The sequence below is a fragment of the Neobacillus sp. Soil_C_43 genome, assembly GCF_057656715.1.
In genome coordinates this window covers 351796-371097 of record NZ_JBDGJV010000001.1, presented here as the reverse complement: position 1 = coordinate 371097, position 19302 = coordinate 351796, and the positions used below count along the sequence as shown (strand labels likewise).

The 19302-nt window shown below is 36.7% G+C and carries 21 protein-coding genes; 18 read left to right on the top strand and 3 right to left on the bottom strand.

Going from position 1 to position 19302, the window contains the following annotated elements; all coding sequences use genetic code 11:
• Positions 1-91: 91 nt before the first annotated feature.
• Positions 92-1396 (top strand): diaminopimelate decarboxylase, encoded by a 1305-nt coding sequence (lysA, locus tag AC3A54_RS01950; RefSeq protein WP_487653173.1) that lies wholly within the window; start codon positions 92-94, stop codon positions 1394-1396.
• Between the two features lie 224 nt (positions 1397-1620).
• Here the strand turns inward: lysA and AC3A54_RS01945 are convergent, their stop codons facing one another.
• Entirely contained in the window at positions 1621-2484 is an 864-nt protein-coding gene (locus tag AC3A54_RS01945; RefSeq protein WP_487653172.1) for a DUF1002 domain-containing protein, read from the bottom strand.
• A gap of 482 nt (positions 2485-2966) precedes the next feature.
• Between AC3A54_RS01945 and AC3A54_RS01940 the strand changes: the two genes are divergently transcribed.
• A complete protein-coding gene (locus AC3A54_RS01940) occupies positions 2967-3317 on the top strand; it encodes a GNAT family N-acetyltransferase (protein ID WP_335548640.1) in 351 nt (116 codons plus the stop codon).
• Between the two features lie 19 nt (positions 3318-3336).
• Here the strand turns inward: AC3A54_RS01940 and AC3A54_RS01935 are convergent, their stop codons facing one another.
• Positions 3337-3861, bottom strand: a complete 525-nt coding sequence (locus AC3A54_RS01935) for a DUF309 domain-containing protein (RefSeq protein WP_487653171.1) — start codon at positions 3859-3861, stop codon at positions 3337-3339.
• A gap of 131 nt (positions 3862-3992) precedes the next feature.
• Positions 3993-4082: a YjcZ family sporulation protein gene (locus AC3A54_RS01930; protein WP_308083323.1), complete on the bottom strand. Its 90-nt coding sequence runs from the start codon at positions 4080-4082 to the stop codon at positions 3993-3995.
• Between the two features lie 207 nt (positions 4083-4289).
• Between AC3A54_RS01930 and AC3A54_RS01925 the strand changes: the two genes are divergently transcribed.
• The 16 genes from AC3A54_RS01925 (at position 4290) to AC3A54_RS01850 (ending at position 19258) form a co-directional block, all read left to right on the top strand.
• The gene (locus tag AC3A54_RS01925) at positions 4290-5045 is read left to right on the top strand and encodes a segregation/condensation protein A (RefSeq protein WP_487653170.1); all 756 of its coding nucleotides are present in this window, start codon (positions 4290-4292) and stop codon (positions 5043-5045) included.
• 1 nt (position 5046) lies between these two features.
• The gene (gene scpB, locus AC3A54_RS01920; RefSeq protein ID WP_487653169.1) at positions 5047-5634 is read left to right on the top strand and encodes an SMC-Scp complex subunit ScpB; all 588 of its coding nucleotides are present in this window, start codon (positions 5047-5049) and stop codon (positions 5632-5634) included.
• Positions 5635-5743: 109 nt separating this feature from the next.
• Positions 5744-6163 (top strand): hypothetical protein, encoded by a 420-nt coding sequence (locus AC3A54_RS01915; RefSeq protein WP_308083327.1) that lies wholly within the window; start codon positions 5744-5746, stop codon positions 6161-6163.
• Positions 6164-6195: 32 nt separating this feature from the next.
• On the top strand, positions 6196-6684 hold the full coding sequence (locus AC3A54_RS01910) for a YpuI family protein (RefSeq protein WP_487653168.1): 489 nt from the start codon (positions 6196-6198) through the stop codon (positions 6682-6684).
• 128 nt (positions 6685-6812) lie between these two features.
• Positions 6813-7703 (top strand): superoxide dismutase, encoded by an 891-nt coding sequence (locus AC3A54_RS01905; protein ID WP_308083329.1) that lies wholly within the window; start codon positions 6813-6815, stop codon positions 7701-7703.
• A gap of 133 nt (positions 7704-7836) precedes the next feature.
• Complete coding sequence (locus tag AC3A54_RS01900; protein WP_487653167.1) at positions 7837-8979, top strand: D-alanyl-D-alanine carboxypeptidase family protein; 1143 nt, start codon at positions 7837-7839, stop codon at positions 8977-8979.
• Complete coding sequence (locus AC3A54_RS01895) at positions 8972-9559, top strand: nucleoside recognition domain-containing protein (RefSeq protein ID WP_487653166.1); 588 nt, start codon at positions 8972-8974, stop codon at positions 9557-9559. The genes AC3A54_RS01900 and AC3A54_RS01895 overlap by 8 nt, the downstream gene beginning before the upstream one ends.
• Before the next feature lie 6 nt (positions 9560-9565).
• Complete coding sequence (locus tag AC3A54_RS01890; protein ID WP_487653165.1) at positions 9566-10102, top strand: spore maturation protein; 537 nt, start codon at positions 9566-9568, stop codon at positions 10100-10102.
• 330 nt (positions 10103-10432) lie between these two features.
• On the top strand, positions 10433-11170 hold the full coding sequence (rluB, locus tag AC3A54_RS01885) for a 23S rRNA pseudouridine(2605) synthase RluB (protein WP_487653164.1): 738 nt from the start codon (positions 10433-10435) through the stop codon (positions 11168-11170).
• 96 nt (positions 11171-11266) lie between these two features.
• Positions 11267-11791, top strand: a complete 525-nt coding sequence (resA, locus tag AC3A54_RS01880) for a thiol-disulfide oxidoreductase ResA (protein WP_308083334.1) — start codon at positions 11267-11269, stop codon at positions 11789-11791.
• 20 nt (positions 11792-11811) lie between these two features.
• Positions 11812-13434 carry a cytochrome c biogenesis protein ResB gene (resB, locus tag AC3A54_RS01875; RefSeq protein ID WP_487653163.1) on the top strand — a complete coding sequence of 541 codons (1623 nt, stop codon included), beginning with the start codon at positions 11812-11814 and terminating at the stop codon, positions 13432-13434.
• Positions 13435-14619 (top strand): c-type cytochrome biogenesis protein CcsB, encoded by a 1185-nt coding sequence (gene ccsB / locus AC3A54_RS01870; RefSeq protein WP_308083336.1) that lies wholly within the window; start codon positions 13435-13437, stop codon positions 14617-14619.
• Between the two features lie 195 nt (positions 14620-14814).
• Entirely contained in the window at positions 14815-15531 is a 717-nt protein-coding gene (locus tag AC3A54_RS01865; RefSeq protein WP_308083337.1) for a response regulator transcription factor, read from the top strand.
• On the top strand, positions 15528-17306 hold the full coding sequence (locus AC3A54_RS01860; RefSeq protein WP_335548645.1) for an ATP-binding protein: 1779 nt from the start codon (positions 15528-15530) through the stop codon (positions 17304-17306). Before AC3A54_RS01865 ends, AC3A54_RS01860 begins: the two co-directional genes overlap by 4 nt.
• Positions 17307-17538: 232 nt before the next feature.
• Positions 17539-18090 (top strand): RNA polymerase sigma factor SigX, encoded by a 552-nt coding sequence (gene sigX, locus AC3A54_RS01855; RefSeq protein WP_335548646.1) that lies wholly within the window; start codon positions 17539-17541, stop codon positions 18088-18090.
• Positions 18065-19258: a hypothetical protein gene (locus tag AC3A54_RS01850; RefSeq protein WP_487653162.1), complete on the top strand. Its 1194-nt coding sequence runs from the start codon at positions 18065-18067 to the stop codon at positions 19256-19258. The genes sigX and AC3A54_RS01850 overlap by 26 nt, the downstream gene beginning before the upstream one ends.
• Positions 19259-19302 lie beyond the last annotated feature (44 nt).

The window sequence follows — 19302 nt, the reverse complement described above, 5'->3', positions numbered from 1 at the left end:
AGTATCTTATGTAGATTCTGTCTATTTGTTTATATCTTTTAACATTGTCTACATAAACTATAGTGAGCTGTTATGGAGAGTGGGGAAGGAAATGTATTTTTATGGATCAACAGGAGTTAATAAAAGCGGAAATTTAGAAATAGGCGGAGTCGATGCCATTGAATTGGCTCATGAATATGGTACTCCTTTATATGTATATGATGTTGCATTAATGCGTGAAAGAGCTCGAGGCTTTAAAAGAACTTTTGAAGAACAAAATATGAAAGCTCAAGTGGCATATGCAAGTAAAGCATTCTCCACAGTTGCTATGATACAGCTGGCAGAAGAGGAAGGTTTATCTCTTGATGTCGTTTCTGGTGGGGAGTTATATACCGCTATAGTTGCAGGATTTCCAGTCGAGAGAATTCATTTTCATGGGAATAATAAAAGCCGGGAAGAACTGGAGATGGCGTTGGATCACCAAATTGGCTGTATTGTTGTAGATAATTTCCATGAAATCGAACTTTTAAAATCCATTTGCCAGGAGAAAAAAACGAAAGTTAATATTTTATTAAGAATAACTCCTGGGATTGAAGCACATACCCATGATTATATTTTGACCGGGCAGGAGGATTCAAAATTCGGATTTGATCTTCAAAATGGACAGGCGAAACAGGCATTAGAAACAGCTCTTCATTTTGATTATTTTGATGTTCTCGGGCTACACTGCCACATTGGTTCGCAAATCTTTGAAACAACAGGATTTTTACTTGCTGCAAAGAAAATTGTTGAAAAAATGGCAGAGTGGGAAAATGAACTTTCATTTAAAGCGAAAGTGTTAAACTTAGGAGGCGGTTTTGGGATCCGTTATACAAAAGAGGATGAGCCAATTCCACCTGCACAATATGTCAGTGAAATCATTAAAGAAGTAAAAAAATTGACAGAGCATTACTCTATGCAAATGCCTGAAATCTGGATTGAACCAGGGCGTTCACTTGTAGGAGATGCAGGTATCACTCTTTATAAAGTAGGCTCTTCAAAAGAAGTCCCAGGTGTGAGGAAATATTTAGCTGTTGATGGAGGCATGAGTGATAACATTCGACCTGCTCTTTATAGCGCTAAATACGAGGCCGTTCTTGCTAATAGACCCTTAGCAAAAACAAAGGAAACCGTCTCTATTGCAGGGAAATGCTGTGAGTCGGGTGATATGTTAATTTGGGACTTACCTCTTCCTGAAGCAGGGGAAGAAGATATTCTAGCCGTATTTTGTACGGGTGCCTATGGTTATTCCATGTCAAATAATTATAACCGTATTCCACGGCCAGCTGTTGTTTTTGTTGAAAATGGCAAGGCCACTCTTGTTGTTAAAAGAGAGACGTACGAAGATCTAGTAAGACATGATTTACCATTAAAATAGGCTGTGTTAAAGAACAATGTTGATTTTTATAACCTGTTGATTGGAGTGGAAGGCGCGAAGACTCCTGCGGGAGTAGCGGTCTCGGGAGACCCCGCAGGAGGAACGACGAGGAGGCTCCCGGAACGCCCGCGGAAAGCGAAGCGCCTGGAACGGAAATCAACAGACAAATTTAACAAAGCCTTAAAATAAATAATAAAGCTGCCACAAGTGGCAGCTTTTATTTATTAAGAGAAGATTGACTTGATAGCGTCGATCAACCAAATGAAGAACTGTTTGACCTTTTCTAAGAATCCTTGACCTTCTTCCGATTCAAGAAATTTAGAAATCCTATCCTTTGCCTTATTCAGTTGGTCACTCACTTGGTTCCAGTCGATATCTAAATTCTTCAACTTATTAAACAAATCAATTAGACGTTGCATTTCCTCATCAGTAAGACTCACATTTAAATCTTTAGCAGCCTGTTCAATGATTTTTCGTAATTCTTCATCATTTTGCGGCTTATTCTTGGCTATTTCTTCTTTTACTTTCGCGATTAATGCCGCAGCATTTTTCTCTCCAATCGAATCGCCGAGTTTGGCAGTTTCAACCATTTCCTGATTAGCTGCTTGCTTGACCTCTTCTGGTATAGCTTTATCCGCCGAGATTTCATATGCTTTTATGATTCCAGTTAAGGCAGCTGTTCCAGAAACAGAAATAGGAGCTGTGATATAGATGTTAGCATCCTTTACACCGGCAGTAATTAATGCATTCACATACATTTCATCTGTAACCCAATTGATATTATTGGTTTTAACGGTGATGCCAGACCCCTTAGGAGCAATGGTGATGGCAGAAGAAGAGATAGCCTTTGTTCCGATAAGAGACTTTGCTACATATTTCCCTAAATATTGGTGTTCCTCCTGATTGGACACAGTCACTATTTGTACATCCACAGGGGCATCCATTTCTTTTAGAAGTTTATCCTTTTGATCTTTGGTAAGATTTTCACCTAAAGTGACAATCATATCCCCTTCAGCTAGATCTGCAAAGCTTCTGATCGGTTGAAAGAAAATTAAAGTTACTAATAAAAGGGTGAAAAATTTTTTCATTTTTTGCCTCCTTGAAATTTAAAGCCTTTAATAAATATATGCTCTTTTATAATATAACCGAAACCTTTAATATAAACGAATAAATGTATTAAGAAGTTTCATAGTTTTAAAACTTTAGTGATAATATGTAATATTTGTAAGAGGAAATAGCTTATTTCTGTCATTTGGTGTAGAATGAGTGTCATGAATGAACTGTTTCGGAGGAAGCCTTTATGAAAAGAAATTGGGTGTTATTTAGTATACTAATTGGAATTTCTGCCATTTGGGGAATAATCTACTGGCTATTTATTGGACCAAAGCAATAGGATTTAGTAATTTTTATCATTGATGATTGCCCATTAATTATGTATGATGGTCATTAGTGAAACACTATAAATTTAATTACATATAATAAATTAGGTTTATTAATGAGTTGTTTGGTAAAAATATACTATTGCTAAACCAAATTACCAATGGTTTATTTAATATAATGAGGGATCAAAATGTTAATTCGGTATAAGAAAACATTCGAAAAAATTGCCATGGGATTACTGTCTTTTATGCCAAATGAAAAGGACTTAAAAAAGCTACAGTTGACCATGAAGGAATATGAGACGGAAGAAAATTGGCAGCTTTTCTTATGGAAAGAAGAAGATATTATTGGACTGCTAGGAGTTCTTTATCATAATGAAGAAAATACTCTCGAGATTCAGCATATTTCTGTTAACCCTTCTCATCGCTACCAAGGTGTGGGAAAAAGAATGGTAAAAGCATTAAGAGAGATGTATTCAGATAAAGTAATTATTCCAAATGAAAACACTGCACCATTTATCGAAAAATGTGATGTTTGCTGAAATAACATGGGGCTGACCCTTATAAGTCAGCCTCTTTTCTCATTTTTAAAGATTGATTTCTTTCTTGAATCACATTTGTTCGATCCCGTAATTTATGGCGTTGAACGAGGTTAATATTGGTCAGATCACTATCTTTACCCCATTGAAATTTTAATTGATCACAAGTAGCAAAACATAGGTCCAATAAATGAGGATCACTAATTGGTATATTAAAACTTTTATATAATTGTTCTGACGTAATGAGGTTTAAACGTTCTTGTACAATTTGAAGCAGTTGCACATAGTCCAATCCAAGTTTAATTACACTATCTTCTTGTTTCTTTAGAATAGTTAAGGCCTTTTGTAATGTTCTTATTGCCCCTTTAAAGTTTTTTCTCCGGTGATGATAAGTGGAAACCGCCAATAAAATCAGACCTACCCAAATGGAATCTTTGTTTTTAGAGTCTGTCTTTTTCCAATATTCTTCAAGGACTTCGTGACACTCGAAATAATCACGATCTCCATGAAAATGGATTAAAAATTGAATATACGCTCTAGGATACAAGATATCCCCCCTTAACAACATACTATAATAAGTTTATCACAATCAAAGATAGACCTTCTTACAAATGAATTTGAAACTAGAAAAAAGAAAAGACCCGTCAAAAATGACGGGCCAGTACCTCGGCTTATTTTTTAATAAACCCAGGAAGCACCAACAATAATTAACAAAATGAATAGAACGACGATTAATGCAAAACCAGTACCAAAGCCGCCATCAGACATAATCAAATACCTCCTAAAATGTTTTTGTTCTTTTCCTTGTCATCATATGTAGGTTATTTGTCCATTGTTATGGGCAAACATCTATTTTGGATAGAAACCACGTAAGGTTGATTTTTTTATTGGATAACACAAATGAATACTCTATACTATTATTAGTCGTAATGACGGCTAACGAATTTATCTTTATAGAATTTTGGTGAAATATAAATGCCATACCAGGTGAAAATTGATGCGTTTGAAGGGCCGTTGGATTTACTTCTCCATTTAATTAACCGGCTCGAGATTGATATATACGATATTCCGGTTGCTCAAATCACTGAGCAATACCTTATGTATATTAAAACAATGAGTGAACTTAAATTGGATGTAGCTAGTGAGTTTTTAGTTATGGCTGCTACCTTACTTGCCATTAAGAGTAAGATGCTTTTGCCTAAACATGAAGAGGCCTACGTAGACGCGGATCCAGACATGTCTTTCGAAGAGGATCCAAGAGACGAGTTGGTTGAAAGATTGATTGAATATCGGAAGTATAAAGAGGCAGCACAGGACCTTAAATCGATGGAAGAAGAACGAGGGCTTATGTTTACAAAGCCACCTAGTGACCTTTCTGACTTTGCAAAGGAAAAACACCCTGAAAGAACAGAATTAAATGTTTCTTTGTATGATATGTTAGCTGCATTTCAAAAATTATTACGTAGAAAAAAACTACAGCGTCCGATGGCAACTAAAATTGCCAGACAAGAAATTTCTATTGAGACAAGAATGATAGAAATTATGGATGAATTAAAACAGCTAAAAGGAAGGAAAAACTTTAATGAATTGTTTCCCTATCCGGCTAAAGAACATATAGTGGTGACCTTTTTAGCAGTTTTAGAGCTAATTAAAAGAAAAGAGATCGACGTGGAACAGCAAGAAAATTTTGGTGAAATCTTTGTTGAAGCTGTTAAGGAAGGGGCATATTGAAGTGGAAATTATTAATTGGACAAGCATTGTTGAGAGCCTTTTGTTTGCAGCTGGAGATGAGGGGCTTTCGTTAAAGCAATTAGCTGAAGTACTAGATGTGGATGAACTGAAAGCAAGTGAGGTCCTTGAGGACTTAAAGAAAGAATACGTACAAAACAATAATAGGGGAGTCATGATTGTCCAGTTGGCTGGGACCTATCAACTAGCTACAAAAAAGGAAAACGCAAATTACTTAAAAAAATTGGTGGATTCTCCACATACCTCAACCTTATCACAGGCTGCGTTAGAAACATTGGCTATTGTTGCCTATAAACAACCAATTACTAGGGCAGAAATAGAAGAAATTCGAGGGGTGAAAACAGAAAGACCCCTGCATACATTAATGGCAAAGGTTTTAATTAAAGAGGTTGGTCGTGCAGAGGGAGCAGGAAGAGCTTATTTATATGGCACGACGAAGGAATTTCTTGATTATTTTGGCCTTAAAAGTCTTAAGGAACTTCCACAACTTCCTGAAAAAGTAGAGGATGAATACATCCAAGAGGAAGCCGATTTATTTTTTGAGAAATTTCAAGAAACGATTAACTCTTAAAATGGCTATCAAAATGACCAATTTATGCTAAAATAAATATACGTTTTCAAAATGATTTATCAGTTATAACTGGTATTAACTGAGCATTTCAATAAGGGGCGGGATTATCTTGCAGATTAAAGAGTGTAAAGGTATTGAATTAGAAAAAGAAAAATCAAATACTTCTGAGGATTTTTTTAACAGAAGTGAAGTAACCTTTATCGACAACGGGGAAGAAAAAACACTTCATGTTTTATACGTTAGGTATTTTGATGAGTTTCTCCAGGAATTGACACCATTTAAACAGGACCCCATTTTGGTTCAAAATGAAAATGAGATATTTTTTAGGGATATCGTAGCACTGTGTTGCCTCATTAAGAATCCAGGTCTGCGAAGCAGAAAACGTCTATATATTAATTCAAAGAATGAATTTACTTCTTATTTTCAGGATATTAATTTTGAAAAATTACCTGAAGTTTTTCGTGCTCTTAAAGAAAAGAAGGGTTTCGAACTCCATTCACCACTTGAATTCATTTTGCAACCGCAATAAAGAAGGCTCGATGTTAAATTAGGGAGGTAACTATGGGAAACTCGTTGGTAAAATCACAACTAAATGATGTGAAAGAATTTTTAAGTAAGTCAATTACAACTTTAGAAAACTTTCTAAATGAAACAACCCTCTCACAAATGAATGGAGAGAATGAAGAAGACCGTCAGTATAATAAATTAATTTTTTCAAGTTTAAGAAAGTTAATTGTCTATAGCGAGGAAAGTTTTGAAGCCTGCTCGATTATTTTACAAAGCGAACCGTTTCAAAAAGCGGCTGCGGAAAAAACACTCTACAAAATCTACCACCAATGCATTGAAGAGTTTTTCTCACCGAAAAATGATGCATGGTACGAAGATAGTCGCTCTGCCTACACGGGCAGAAATTCGATTAAATTTTACCGAAGTGTGTCTGAAAGCATCGTACAGCTAGTTAAAAGTTTAGAGGGTGACTTCCAGCGGGTAAGGGAAGAACTTGAGTACTACGAAACAGACTATAGAACAAAGATGATTCAATCAAAGTAAATAGTAAATCAGGCTGGCCTCTGTACGAGGGCAGCCTTTTCCTATCATTTTTTTATCAACCCCCTCATACCATTTAGGTAACTACATGACACCGCACGCAATTGCGGTAGTTAGAAATGAGGGATATAGTGGATCGGTTTAGCAGATATGTTAGCGAATTGTTTAAATGGAATGAGCAAATGAAACATTTTCTCCAGTCAGAAAAGGTGGGGCAGGATTCTGAGCTGTGGAATCAGCTGGATGCTTTTACTGAACTGATTGAAAGTACAAATCGCGAGTTGTCAAATGAAGAACTGCTTTCACTCCAAACGAAAGCAGAGAATATCCATATACAATTGGAGGATTACTTCAAAAGAAAACAGGAAATAGGAAATATTTGGATAACTGAAAAAAAACTATCACCAGGTGGTCATTCTCTACCTGAGCTACCCTACCCCTATAATGCATTAGAACCCTATATTTCTGAGGAGATTATGAAACTGCACCATGATAAGCACCATCGATCATATGTAGATGGGTTAAATCGAGCAGAACTCAATCTGAAAAAAGCCAGAGAGACTAACGATTATTCTTTGATTAAGCATTGGTCAAGAGAGCTAGCATTTCATGGATCTGGACATTATTTGCACACGATTTTTTGGAAAAATATGAGTCCGAATGGCGGTGGTAGCCCTCAAGGTCTACTAAAGGAGGAGATTGATAGTTATTTTGGTAGCTTCTCCGCATTTAAAAAACAGTTCACCGAGGCTGCAAAGCAAGTTGAGGGAGTGGGCTGGGCCGTTTTGGTTTGGGCGCCGCGAGCGAGACATTTGGAAATACTTCAATCAGAGCGGCATATGCTGTTAACACAGTGGGATACCATTCCTTTATTAGTGTTGGATGTATGGGAGCATGCCTATTACCTCCAATATAAAAACAACAGGGCTGAATACGTGGATAATTGGTGGAATATAGTGAATTGGCATGATGTGGAGATGAGGTTTGAAAAGGCAGCAGATATTAAATGGCCTGCGTTTTAAACGGGGATTAAAAAGCATCCGGCATGGTCGGGTGCTTTTGCTTTGCTTAAAATTAATCATATTCATCCTTGTCCTGCATAAACTTGTACAAAGCTAAATAAGTAGAAGTATAGAAGGAGACGAGGTTGATCTAATGAGAATGATTTTAAAACTAATTATCTTTTCCCTCTTGGTCTCACTGTTCGTTACAAACATTCCTCAGAAGGTGGACGCATCCGTTTCCGTAAGTGCCGCAAGTGCTGTGCTGATTGAACAGAAAACTGGTCGAGTCCTTTTTGAAAAAGATGCACACACCAAAAGAAGAATTGCAAGTATAACTAAAATTATGACGGCAATTCTTGCGATTGAATCGGGAAAAATGAATCAATACGTAACCGTTAGTGAAAAAGCGACTCGTGCGGAGGGATCGTCCGTTTATTTAAAACCTGGAGAGAAAACTAAACTAAGCGATTTAGTTTATGGATTGATGCTGCGATCAGGAAATGATACCGCTGTGGCCATCGCTGAATATGTAGGGGGCAGTGTAGATGGTTTTGCTTATTTGATGAATCAAAAGGCAAGGGAAATTGGAATGTATAATTCTCATTTCTCCAATCCACATGGACTCGATGATCACGAAGATCATTATTCAACTGCCTATGATATGGCTATTCTGATGCGTTATGCTATGCAAAATAAAACCTTTGAAAAAATCTCAGGTACAAAAGTACATCGTGCCCCGAATCCATCTGAGAAATGGGATCGAGTTTGGAAAAACAAGAATCGTTTGCTCTCAAAATATAAGTTTTGCACTGGTGGGAAAACCGGATATACAAAAAGAGCGAAAAGGACGCTGGTAACTACTGCGACTAAAGGGGACATGAAACTTATTGCTGTAACCTTAGATGGGCCGGATGATTGGAATGATCATATTTCCATGTATGAAGGTGGATTTAAAGGGTTTGATATGGCAGAAGTGATACCTAAGGGAAAAGTAGAGATTGAAAATAATAAAGATTACAAGGACAAATTGTATGTGAAAAAGTCAATTGTCTACCCGGCAACAAACGAGGAAATGAACTTATTTTCAGTTAAATATAAGTTAAATAAGTCTAAAAGTGCCGAAAGTACAAAGAGTAAGGAACTGGTTGTTGGGAAAGCTGCCGTCTACTTAGATGGAAAAGTGGTACAAGAAACTCCGATTTATTATCAAAACATCGTCAAGAAAAAGAAAGGTTTGTTTGATTTTATAAAAGAAATATTTCTCATTGCTATTGGTGTGAATGTTCATGGTTAATTATGTTTGGGTGTTTATGACCGTTATTGGGGTTGTCTTTGCATTATTCAATGGAACAATGGAGGCTGTCAACAAAGCTGTATTTGATGGTGCTAAAGAAGCGGTAACATTGTGTATAGGACTGATCAGTGTCCTTGTTTTCTGGCTCGGAATGATGCGTATTGCTGAAGAGTCGGGTCTTCTAGAACGTCTCTCAAGGCTATTTCGTCCTCTTGTGAAAATTTTGTTTCCTGAGGTTCCTCCAAATCACCCAGCAATGGGATATATTTTGTCTAATATGATTTCTAATATGTTTGGATTAGGAAATGCTGCAACTCCACTGGGCATTAAAGCAATGGAGGAATTAAAAAAATTAAATGGTGGAAAAAATTCAGCAAGTCGGTCGATGGTTACTTTTTTAGCGATAAATACAGCCAGTATTACCATCATTCCAACAACTGTAATTGCGATTCGAATAAACTATCATTCTGTATCCCCTACAGAAATTGTAGTCCCAACTATCATTGCAACTATTATATCGGCAATCGGTGCAATCCTCATTGATCGGTACTTTTATTACCGTAGAAGCCGAAAAGGATGAACATGTATGCAGCTAATTTCAGTTATTTCCTTAACATTTATTCCTTTACTTATTGGATTCATTCTTCTATACGGCACATTTAAACGTGTGCCCACCTATGAAAGTTTTGTTGAAGGTGGGAAAGAGGGCATCAAGATTGCCGTTTCTATCATTCCCTTTTTAGTAGGTATGCTTGTTGCAATCTCGATATTTCGTGCTTCTGGTGCATTAGATGCATTAATGAATTGGATTCGCCCGTTTATGCAATCAATGGGTGTACCGGCTGAAATTGTACCATTGTTAATAATAAGACCCATATCTGGAACGGCGGCCCTAGGTATGACTAGTGACTTAATCGGTGTTTATGGACCTGATTCCTTTATAGGCAGACTTGCTTCTATTTTGCAAGGCAGTACAGATACCACCTTTTATGTATTAACCGTGTATTTTGGTGCTGTTGGGATTAAAAAAATGGGGGATGCTTTAAAAGTAGGGCTTATTGCTGATGTGTTTGGAATCATTGTATCCATTGTTGTAGTAGTATTGATATTTGGAACTAAATAGCTTTAAGTAGAAGGTGTGTTCTAAAAAGAACATACTTTTTTATTTTGGCTGTGTTAAAGAACATTGTTGATTTTTACACCCTGTTGATTGGAGCGGAAGGCGCGAAGACTCCTGTGGGAGTATGGGTCAGGGGAGACCCCGCAGGCGCAAGCGCCGAGGAGGCTCGCCGAAACGCCCACGAACCGCTCGCGCCTGGAGCGGAAATCAATAGGCAAGTTTAACAAAACCTTATTTTTATTTCACTTTAAAAATCCGTTACTTTGAAAAGTGGAGAAATTGTGTCATAATTCATTAAGATGGATTTAGGATTGAGAAATATGAGGTGGAAAAATGGAAAGATTACAAAAAGTTATTGCCCGAGCAGGCATAGCTTCAAGAAGAAAATCTGAAGAATTAATTAAAGAAGGCAGAGTTAAGGTGAATGGAAAGGTTGTTACTGAACTTGGTCTAAAAGTCACTCCTACGGATCGAGTGGAAGTAAATGAAATACAAATTGAGAAAGAAGAACCAGTTTATTTCCTTTTATATAAACCACGGGGGGTAATCTCTAGTGTAAGTGATGATAAAGGCAGAAAAGTGGTTACTGATTTCTTCCCCATGTTAAAAGAACGAATTTTTCCTGTAGGCCGGCTGGATTATGATACATCAGGACTACTTTTAATAACAAATGATGGGGAATTTTCCAATCTACTCACGCATCCAAAGAATGAGATTGATAAAGTGTATGTAGCAAAAGTAAAGGGAATTCCTTTAAGAGAAGACCTAAGAAAATTAGAAAAAGGTATCAAACTTGAAGATGGAAAAACCGCACCAGCAAAAGTGAAATTATTATCGGGAGATAAGAAAAAGCTAACCGCTATTGTTGAAATTACCATTCATGAAGGACGAAATAGACAGGTTAGACGAATGTTCGAAGCGATTGGCCATGAAGTATTAAAGCTAAAGCGTGAACGATATGCATTCTTAACGTTACACGGTTTAAAGGCAGGAGATGCACGAGAACTGACCCCGCATGAGGTAAAGCAGCTAAGAGCCTTTGCAATGGATTCATCTAAGAAAAATTCATAATATCGTCACAATTACTTTTCTGCGTTAGCACTATGAGAGTGTTGGTAAATGCTATAATTAGACAAACTGTGTAATGGAGTAACTGGAGGTTTTTTTATGAAGAAACGGCGATTAGTGATGAGATCCCTTATTTTACTTGTTCTAGGTGCTGCCGTTGCCTATTCACTGTATGCAAATTTAACAAAAGATAATAAACAAAAAGTGGCGGTCGGAGATACAGCTCCTGATTTTGCTTTGGTAGATATGCAGGGAAATAAACACCGCTTATCTGATTATAGGGGACAGGGAGTGTTCTTAAACTTTTGGGGAACCTGGTGTCCACCCTGTAAAAAAGAAATGCCATATATAAATAATCAATACCATCAGTATAAGGACCAAGGGGTTCAGGTTTTGACTGTAGATATACAGGAACCCGAGCTTGCTGTCCAACAATTTGCTGAACGCCTTAAGCTTGATTTTCCTATCATGATTGATACAGATAAAGAAGTCATGAGTACATATGGTATAGACCTTCTTCCAGCCACTTTTTTGATTGATAAAAATGGCAAGGTAGTTAAATACCATACAGGAGAACTAACCGAAAATAAAATTAGGGAATTTATGGAGAAAATAAAACCTTAAGGTTGTAGGGAGTTTTTACAATGAAAGATGTTAAATGTGAATGCGGCCATGTAAATCCACACGGTACTGTACTATGTGAAGCTTGTGGTAAAGTGCTCGATGAGCAAGAGAATGATAAACAGCTTCTCGATATGCGCTATGAAGGAAGTGCACGCCGCTCACAAACCTATAATAAAACCTTGATAGATAAAATCTGGAATTTCTTCTCATCTGTAAAGGTTGGAGTTTGGCTTATTATCATTACTTTAATTGTTTCTACACTAGGAACCATTCTTCCGCAGGAAATGTATATTAATCTGCCGCCAGAAGTCTATTATAAACAAGAGTATGGCTGGTTTGGAGAATTATATTACGATTTAGGTCTTCATGATTTGTATGGCTCTTGGTGGTACCTTTTATTAATTGCTATGATTGGAATTTCTCTTGTTATTTGTAGTCTTGATAGGGTTGTGCCCTTATATAAGGCTTTAAAAGCCCAACGGGTTACACGACATGAGGGATTTTTAAAGCGTCAGAGGGTTTTTGGTGTCAATGAATACAGTGATACAGATGATATAACTACCATTAAAAAGCATCTAAAAGAAAGAAGATATAATGTTCGTGAAGAAAATGGGGATTTGTTGGCTGAAAAAGGCCGCTTTTCACGTTGGGGTCCCTATATTAACCACGTAGGCTTAATTATCTTTTTATTTGGCGGGATGCTGCGGTTTATTCCTGGATTTTATATAAATGAAGACCTTTGGGTTCGAGAAGGAGAAACGGCTGTAGTACCAGAAACAAATGGACAATTTTTTATCAAAAACAATCAATTCATTCTACAACACTATGATAAAAATAAAGACAAAACTTTTGAAAAAGCAATCAATCGTGCGGGTGAAGTGGTAAAGAATTATCAATCAAACGTTGTCCTATATAAACGGGTCGGAAAGAATCTTCCTGGTGAGAAACCAGAGCTTAAAAAAATAAAAGAATATAAAATACAAGTAAACAAACCGTTATCTTATGAAGGATACTCCATTTTTCAGTCTTCTTTTAGGTCTGAGATGAATTCAATGTCATTTTCATTAATTGATAAAAGTACAAACCAATCTTTTGGTGACCTCAAAGTGGATCTTTTAGATCCAAAAGATAAATATGATTTAGGTAATGGTTATTCAGTAGAGATTCTTAACTTTTTCCCGGATTTTGAATTTGATAAAAACGGGGAACCTACAACAAAATCCCGAGTACCCAATAATCCTGCTTTCGTTTTTCGTATGATTACTCCTGATAAACCAAAGGGAGAAACGGCCTTTATTGCAATTAGACAAAACATTGAACCATTTGGAAATAATAAGTATAAGATCGCATTTAAGGGTATAGATACAAAGAACGTCTCTGGATTTATTGTCCGAAAAGATTCGTCATTATGGGCCATTATTTTAGGTGGAATTATATTTATGATTGGTGTCATTCAGGGGGCTTACTGGAACCACCGTCGGATCTGGGTACAAAAGAAAAACGGACAAGTTTGGATTGCCGCTCACACAAATAAAAATTGGTATGGCTTAAAACGGGAAATTGAAACCGTCTTAGCGGATACCAAGCTTGGCATTCCAGAAGACCAACTTCAAAAAGAAAATATAGATAAGGAGGGAGTCTAGTTGGCGACACTAAGTAGTAATTTATTATTTGTTTCTTTTATTCTTTATTTAATAGCAACGTTGTTTTTCGGTGGCTCTATTAAATCAAAGAAAGAGTTTAATGAGAAGAAGGGAACCAACAGGTGGGGGCAAATTGCTGTATTTTTAACAATTGTTGGTTTTATTTCGCAACTAGGTTATTTTATCACTAGATGGATTGCAGCTGGACACGCTCCAGTGAGTAATATGTTCGAGTTTACCACTTTCTTCGGAATGGCTCTTGTTGGTGCATTTATTGTTATTTATTTTATCTATCGTACAACCTTACTTGGATTGTTTACCATGCCTGTAGCTATATTGGTAATTGCCTATGCGAGTATGTTTCCAAGGGATATTACTCCATTAATACCAGCTCTTCAAAGCTATTGGCTGCATATTCATGTGACCACTGCGGCAATCGGAGAAGCTATTTTGGCAATAAGCTTTGCAGCCGGACTAATTTATTTAGTGAAGGCAATTGACCAAACAAAATCTAATAAACAAACCTTTTGGCTAGAAATGGTTATGTTTGCATTAATTACAGTACTTGGCTTTGTTGCTATATCATCTGTATTCTCAGGAACAGGATATCATGAGAAATTTAATTGGATTGATAAACATGATACCGAGCAAGTCCTTGAATATACGATGCCTGCTCTGGTTGGTCCACATAAAGGAGAATTAATAACTGAGAGTGGATTTAAGCCTATTATTGAAGTACCTGCTTTCATCAATGCAAAAAAATTAAATACGGTTATCTGGTCATTATTTGGTGGTCTGGTGCTTTATAGCATAATAAGACTAATCATTAGAAAGCGAATTGCAGCCTCACTTAAGCCTCTTGTCAAGAATATCAAACTTGATTTTGTTGATGAGATAAGCTATCGCTCAGTATTAATTGGTTTTCCTGTATTTACATTAGGCGCGCTCATTTTTGCTATGATTTGGGCACAAATGGCATGGTCTCGTTTCTGGGGATGGGATCCAAAAGAGGTTTGGGCTTTAATTACATGGCTTTTCTATGCGGCATTTTTACACCTTCGCCTTTCTAAAGGCTGGCATGGTGAGAAATCAGCATGGCTCGCCGTCATCGGATTTGTCATCATCATGTTTAACCTAGTTGCTGTTAACTTGGTAATAGCAGGACTCCATTCATATGCTGGTTAAAACAGTAAGACTAGACTTATAATAAATTTTATAGCCTTCACTACAAAGTGAGGGCTTTTTTTAAAATAAAAATTGTGTAAATACTAAAAAAAGATGGATTGTCAAATAATTGACACTTTTAGAGGAGTATTTACTACGAAAAGATAGCAAAATGCGATACCATTTTGTAAAATAAACCTCATGGGGGGATTAATAATGGATAAAGACGTAAAAATTTTAGTCGTAGATGATGAAGAAAGAATTCGCCGATTATTAAAAATGTATTTAGAGCGTGAAGAATATAGCATTGATGAAGCAGAGGATGGTACCGAGGCATTGACAAAAGCCCTCGCTAATGATTATGACGTCATTCTGCTCGATCTTATGATGCCTGGTAAAGATGGAATTGAAGTCTGCCGGGAACTAAGAGAAAAGAAGGCAACGCCCGTTATTATGTTAACGGCAAAAGGAGAAGAAATCAATCGTGTTCAAGGCTTTGAGGTCGGAACAGATGATTATATTGTTAAACCCTTCAGCCCTAGAGAAGTAGTCTTACGTGTGAAGGCACTACTAAGAAGGTCATCACAAACTAGTTATCTGCAAACTGAAACCACAACTAAAGATGTTATTGTATTTCCACACCTTACAATTGATAATGACGCTCACAGAGTAACTGCTGATGGTAAGGAAGTAAGTTTAACACCAAAAGAGTATGAACTATTATATTTCCTATCAAAAGCACCGGATAAAGTATTTGACCGCGAACAGTTGTTAAAAGAAGTTTGGCACTACGAATTTTTTGGTGATCTACGGACAGTTGATACACATGTGAAACGTCTCCGTGAAAAGTTAAACAAAGTTTCTGAGCAAGCAGCAAGAATGATTGTAACCGTATGGGGAGTGGGCTACAAATTTGAGGTAATTAATGAATGACCTTTTTACGAAGTGTTGTAGGTAAACTTTGGTTTACAATTCTTCTATTAGTATCCTTTATTTTGTTTATCTTAACTGTCATGCTCCTAGAGTTTTTTCAAAACTACAACATTCATGAGACAAAAGATAACCTTACTAATACTGCTGAAAAAATTGCAAATGTTTTGGAAGAACATCCAAATGAGAAATTCCCACTGGGGTTAGAAATATCATGGGAAATTATCGACGATGTTACCAAAGTGGTCATTGTTAAAAATGAGAATGAAATCTACTACTCTCCGAATACGGAAAAAGAAAAAAAATTAACATTGTCATACATTAAAAATGACAAAGAGTTAGCGAAAGTCTTTCAAGAAAAGACGGTTGAAAAAGTCTCCGATCTTTCTGAAAATATGGGGAGAAACGAATCGGATTATTCGATTATTGGTGTACCATTGCATTTACCTGGTGATGAACATGGAGCTGTATTTATTTATCAATCACTACGGGTGATGCAGGAAACTACCCATTCCACAACAAAATTTATCTTGCTTGTTGCAGGTGTGGCAATTATTTTAACAACTATTTTTGCCTTTTTTCTTTCAACGAGAATTACCGCTCCATTAAGAAAAATGAGAGAAGCTGCTTTTGAAGTGGCGAGAGGAAAATTTGATACAAAGGTTCCCATTCTTACTCATGATGAAATCGGAGAACTGGCCACTGCTTTTAACCAAATGGGACGGCAATTAAAGTTTAATATGAATGCTCTTAGTCAGGAAAAAGAGCAGCTCGCCAGTATATTAAGCAGTATGGCTGATGGGGTTATTACCTTTAACCGTGATGGTACCATCTTAATTACCAATCCTCCTGCAGATCGGTTCCTCCAATATTGGTATTATGAAAAAGGAGGAAATACTTCAGATGTAGAGGCCATTCCATCACAGGTAATGAATCTCTTTCAAAAAGCGGTAGATACTGAAAAGGAACAGGTGGGTGAAATCTCACTTCAAGGTCGTCACTGGGTTATATTAGTGAGCCCACTTTACAGTAATCAATTTATTCGCGGAGCAGTTGCGGTATTAAGGGATATGACTGAAGAGAGACAGTTAGATAAGATGAGAAAAGATTTCATCGCTAATGTTTCACATGAACTTAGGACACCTATTTCCATGTTACAAGGTTACAGCGAAGCTATTGTCGATGACATTGCTGAATCCCAGGAAGAGAAAAAGGAAATGGCCAAGGTCATTTATGATGAATCATTAAGAATGGGACGCCTTGTTAATGAATTACTTGACCTTGCACGAATGGAAGCGGGGCACCTCCAGTTAACCATTGAAGAAGTAGATCTTTCTTCATTTATTAATCGTATTATTCACAAATTTCAGGGATTGGCGAAGGATAACGAAATTCAATTGACTGTAGAAATAGGTAGTGGAATATCAACCATTTCCTTTGATCCTGATAGAATTGAACAAGTCTTAACCAATTTAATTGATAACGCGATCAGACATACTCCAAAAGGCGGACTAGTTAAGTTAACTGTCTCAAAAGAAGAACAGGCAATAAAAATAGAAGTCAAAGACTCAGGCTCTGGAATTCCTGAAGAAGATTTACCGTTTGTTTTTGAACGCTTTTATAAAGCCGATAAAGCGAGGACAAGAGGAAGAGCGGGCACTGGGCTTGGCTTAGCAATTGCTAAAAATATTATCGATGCCCATCGCGGTCATATTTCTGTTCAAAGTAAGATGGGACTAGGAACGACATTTTCCTTCCTTCTCCCTCGAAAAAAGTAATATTTCCAACTATCTTGCCGATTCATCTTGATTCACGGGAAACAATTAAGGCGAGAGTAATTAAATAGAAACGAAGATGCTCATCTAATTGATGGGCATCTTTTAATTTTTAATCCATTAAATTTACTTCCAGCAAACTCCTTCCTTTTTACCCCAAAAAAGACTATATTTATAAGGTGTAACCTTTTATACATATCTATCGACTAATATTATTGAACGGGGAGGGGAATTGATGGACTCCGTTTTCGATGAACTTTATCAAAAATATCATCATGACGTTTTTCAATTTCTATTTTATATGGTTAGAAATAAAGAGCATGCTGAAGATCTTGTCCAAGAGGTCTATATAAGGGTATTTAAGTCCTACAATCGTTTTGAAGGGAAAAGTAGCGAAAAGACCTGGCTATACTCGATTGCGAGAAATGTTGCCATCGACTTTTTTCGTAAGCAAAAGGGCTGGAAGGAAAGATTACTCGAAAAATTTGATTGGTCAACCAATCAAGTTAAAGACGAATTTCCAATACCAGAAGAAATTACGGTTCAACGAGAAGAAATTAAATGGGTATACAAATGTCTTGAACATTGCACGATCGACCAAAGGGCAGTTATTATTTTGCGGTACCTACAGGATTTATCCATTTCAGAAACCGCCCAAGCATTAGGATGGACGGAAAGTAAGGTTAAAACCACACAACACCGCTCCTTAAAGGTTTTAAAGAGGCATATGGAAATGTTTTATGAAAAGGAGGGATTAATTAGTGAAAAAGTCGGAGTGGAGCGATAGAGAGCTCGAAGAATTACTAATGCAAATGCCGAAAATAAAGGATCATCGCAATCCTCGTGACATTTACCAAAATCTTTCTCTAAAAAGGCGAAAAACCAAATCATGGCTGTTACCTAGTTTGGCTACTGCAGCTGCATTGCTTCTATTTTTCATTTTGGTCCCTAAACTAATGGATGGAGCCCATTCTTCTTCTGATAAACAAGCAGAAATTACCTCGTTCAACACAGAAATAAAAGATGCGGATCAAAAGAAAAACTCGACTTTTGCCATGGATAAAGGTGAACCTTCTTCAAAAGAAAAGGCACAGTCAGGAACTCCTAAAAATGAGGTTATGACAGCGAGTACTGTAAAAACAGCCATCTATGCAGACGATGTTGGTAATGGAAAGGTGTTAACGTACTGGATTCCAGACCCACAAGGACAGATACTAATACCCGTTTCAACGGTTGTAGCAACATCTGATAATGAATCATGGCTGACACTATATAATGAAAATATGGCAAACTTAAAAGAGGAAGAATGGGGACTTACCGATTTTTATCCACTAAATGTTACGATGAGTGTAAATTCAGATCACACTACCATTCAAGTCGATGCTCCTCTAAATCATCAGTACGGACAAGGTTCAACTAATGAAACTAACTTTATTAATGTGATAAATAAGGATATATCTTCGAACAGTGATATAAAAAAAGTAAAATTTTCAACGAATGGTGAACCGGGAATTGAATTGGGTAATTTCGGTAATAAACAGGAAATAGATATTAATGCAGTAAAGAATCATGGTTATTTCTTTTATTATCCTACAGGAAGTGATGTTCCATTCCTAACACCGTCAACAACTATGTATACTGATATTAACAAAGCTTTAGATGCAATGAAAACGGATCAAACAGAATTAGGTCTAACGGGTTCTCTTTCACCATTGTTGCCGATTAGTGGCGTTTCAATTACAGATAAGACTTTAGTTCTATCATTTAAGGGGAATACGACTTTACAGAATAACCAAATGACAGTATCTGCATTTGAAGCCTTATTACTAACTGCTAAAGATTTTGGTTTAGAAAAAGTAGTAGTTAAGGATTCTCCGATTTTGCAATTGGGTCCATTTGATCTAACAAAGGAAAACCAAGTACCAGTAGCTCCGAATTTGCGTTCAATCCAATAAATGAAAAAGGTCAACCGTTTTAGGTTGATTTTTTTTGTATAAAA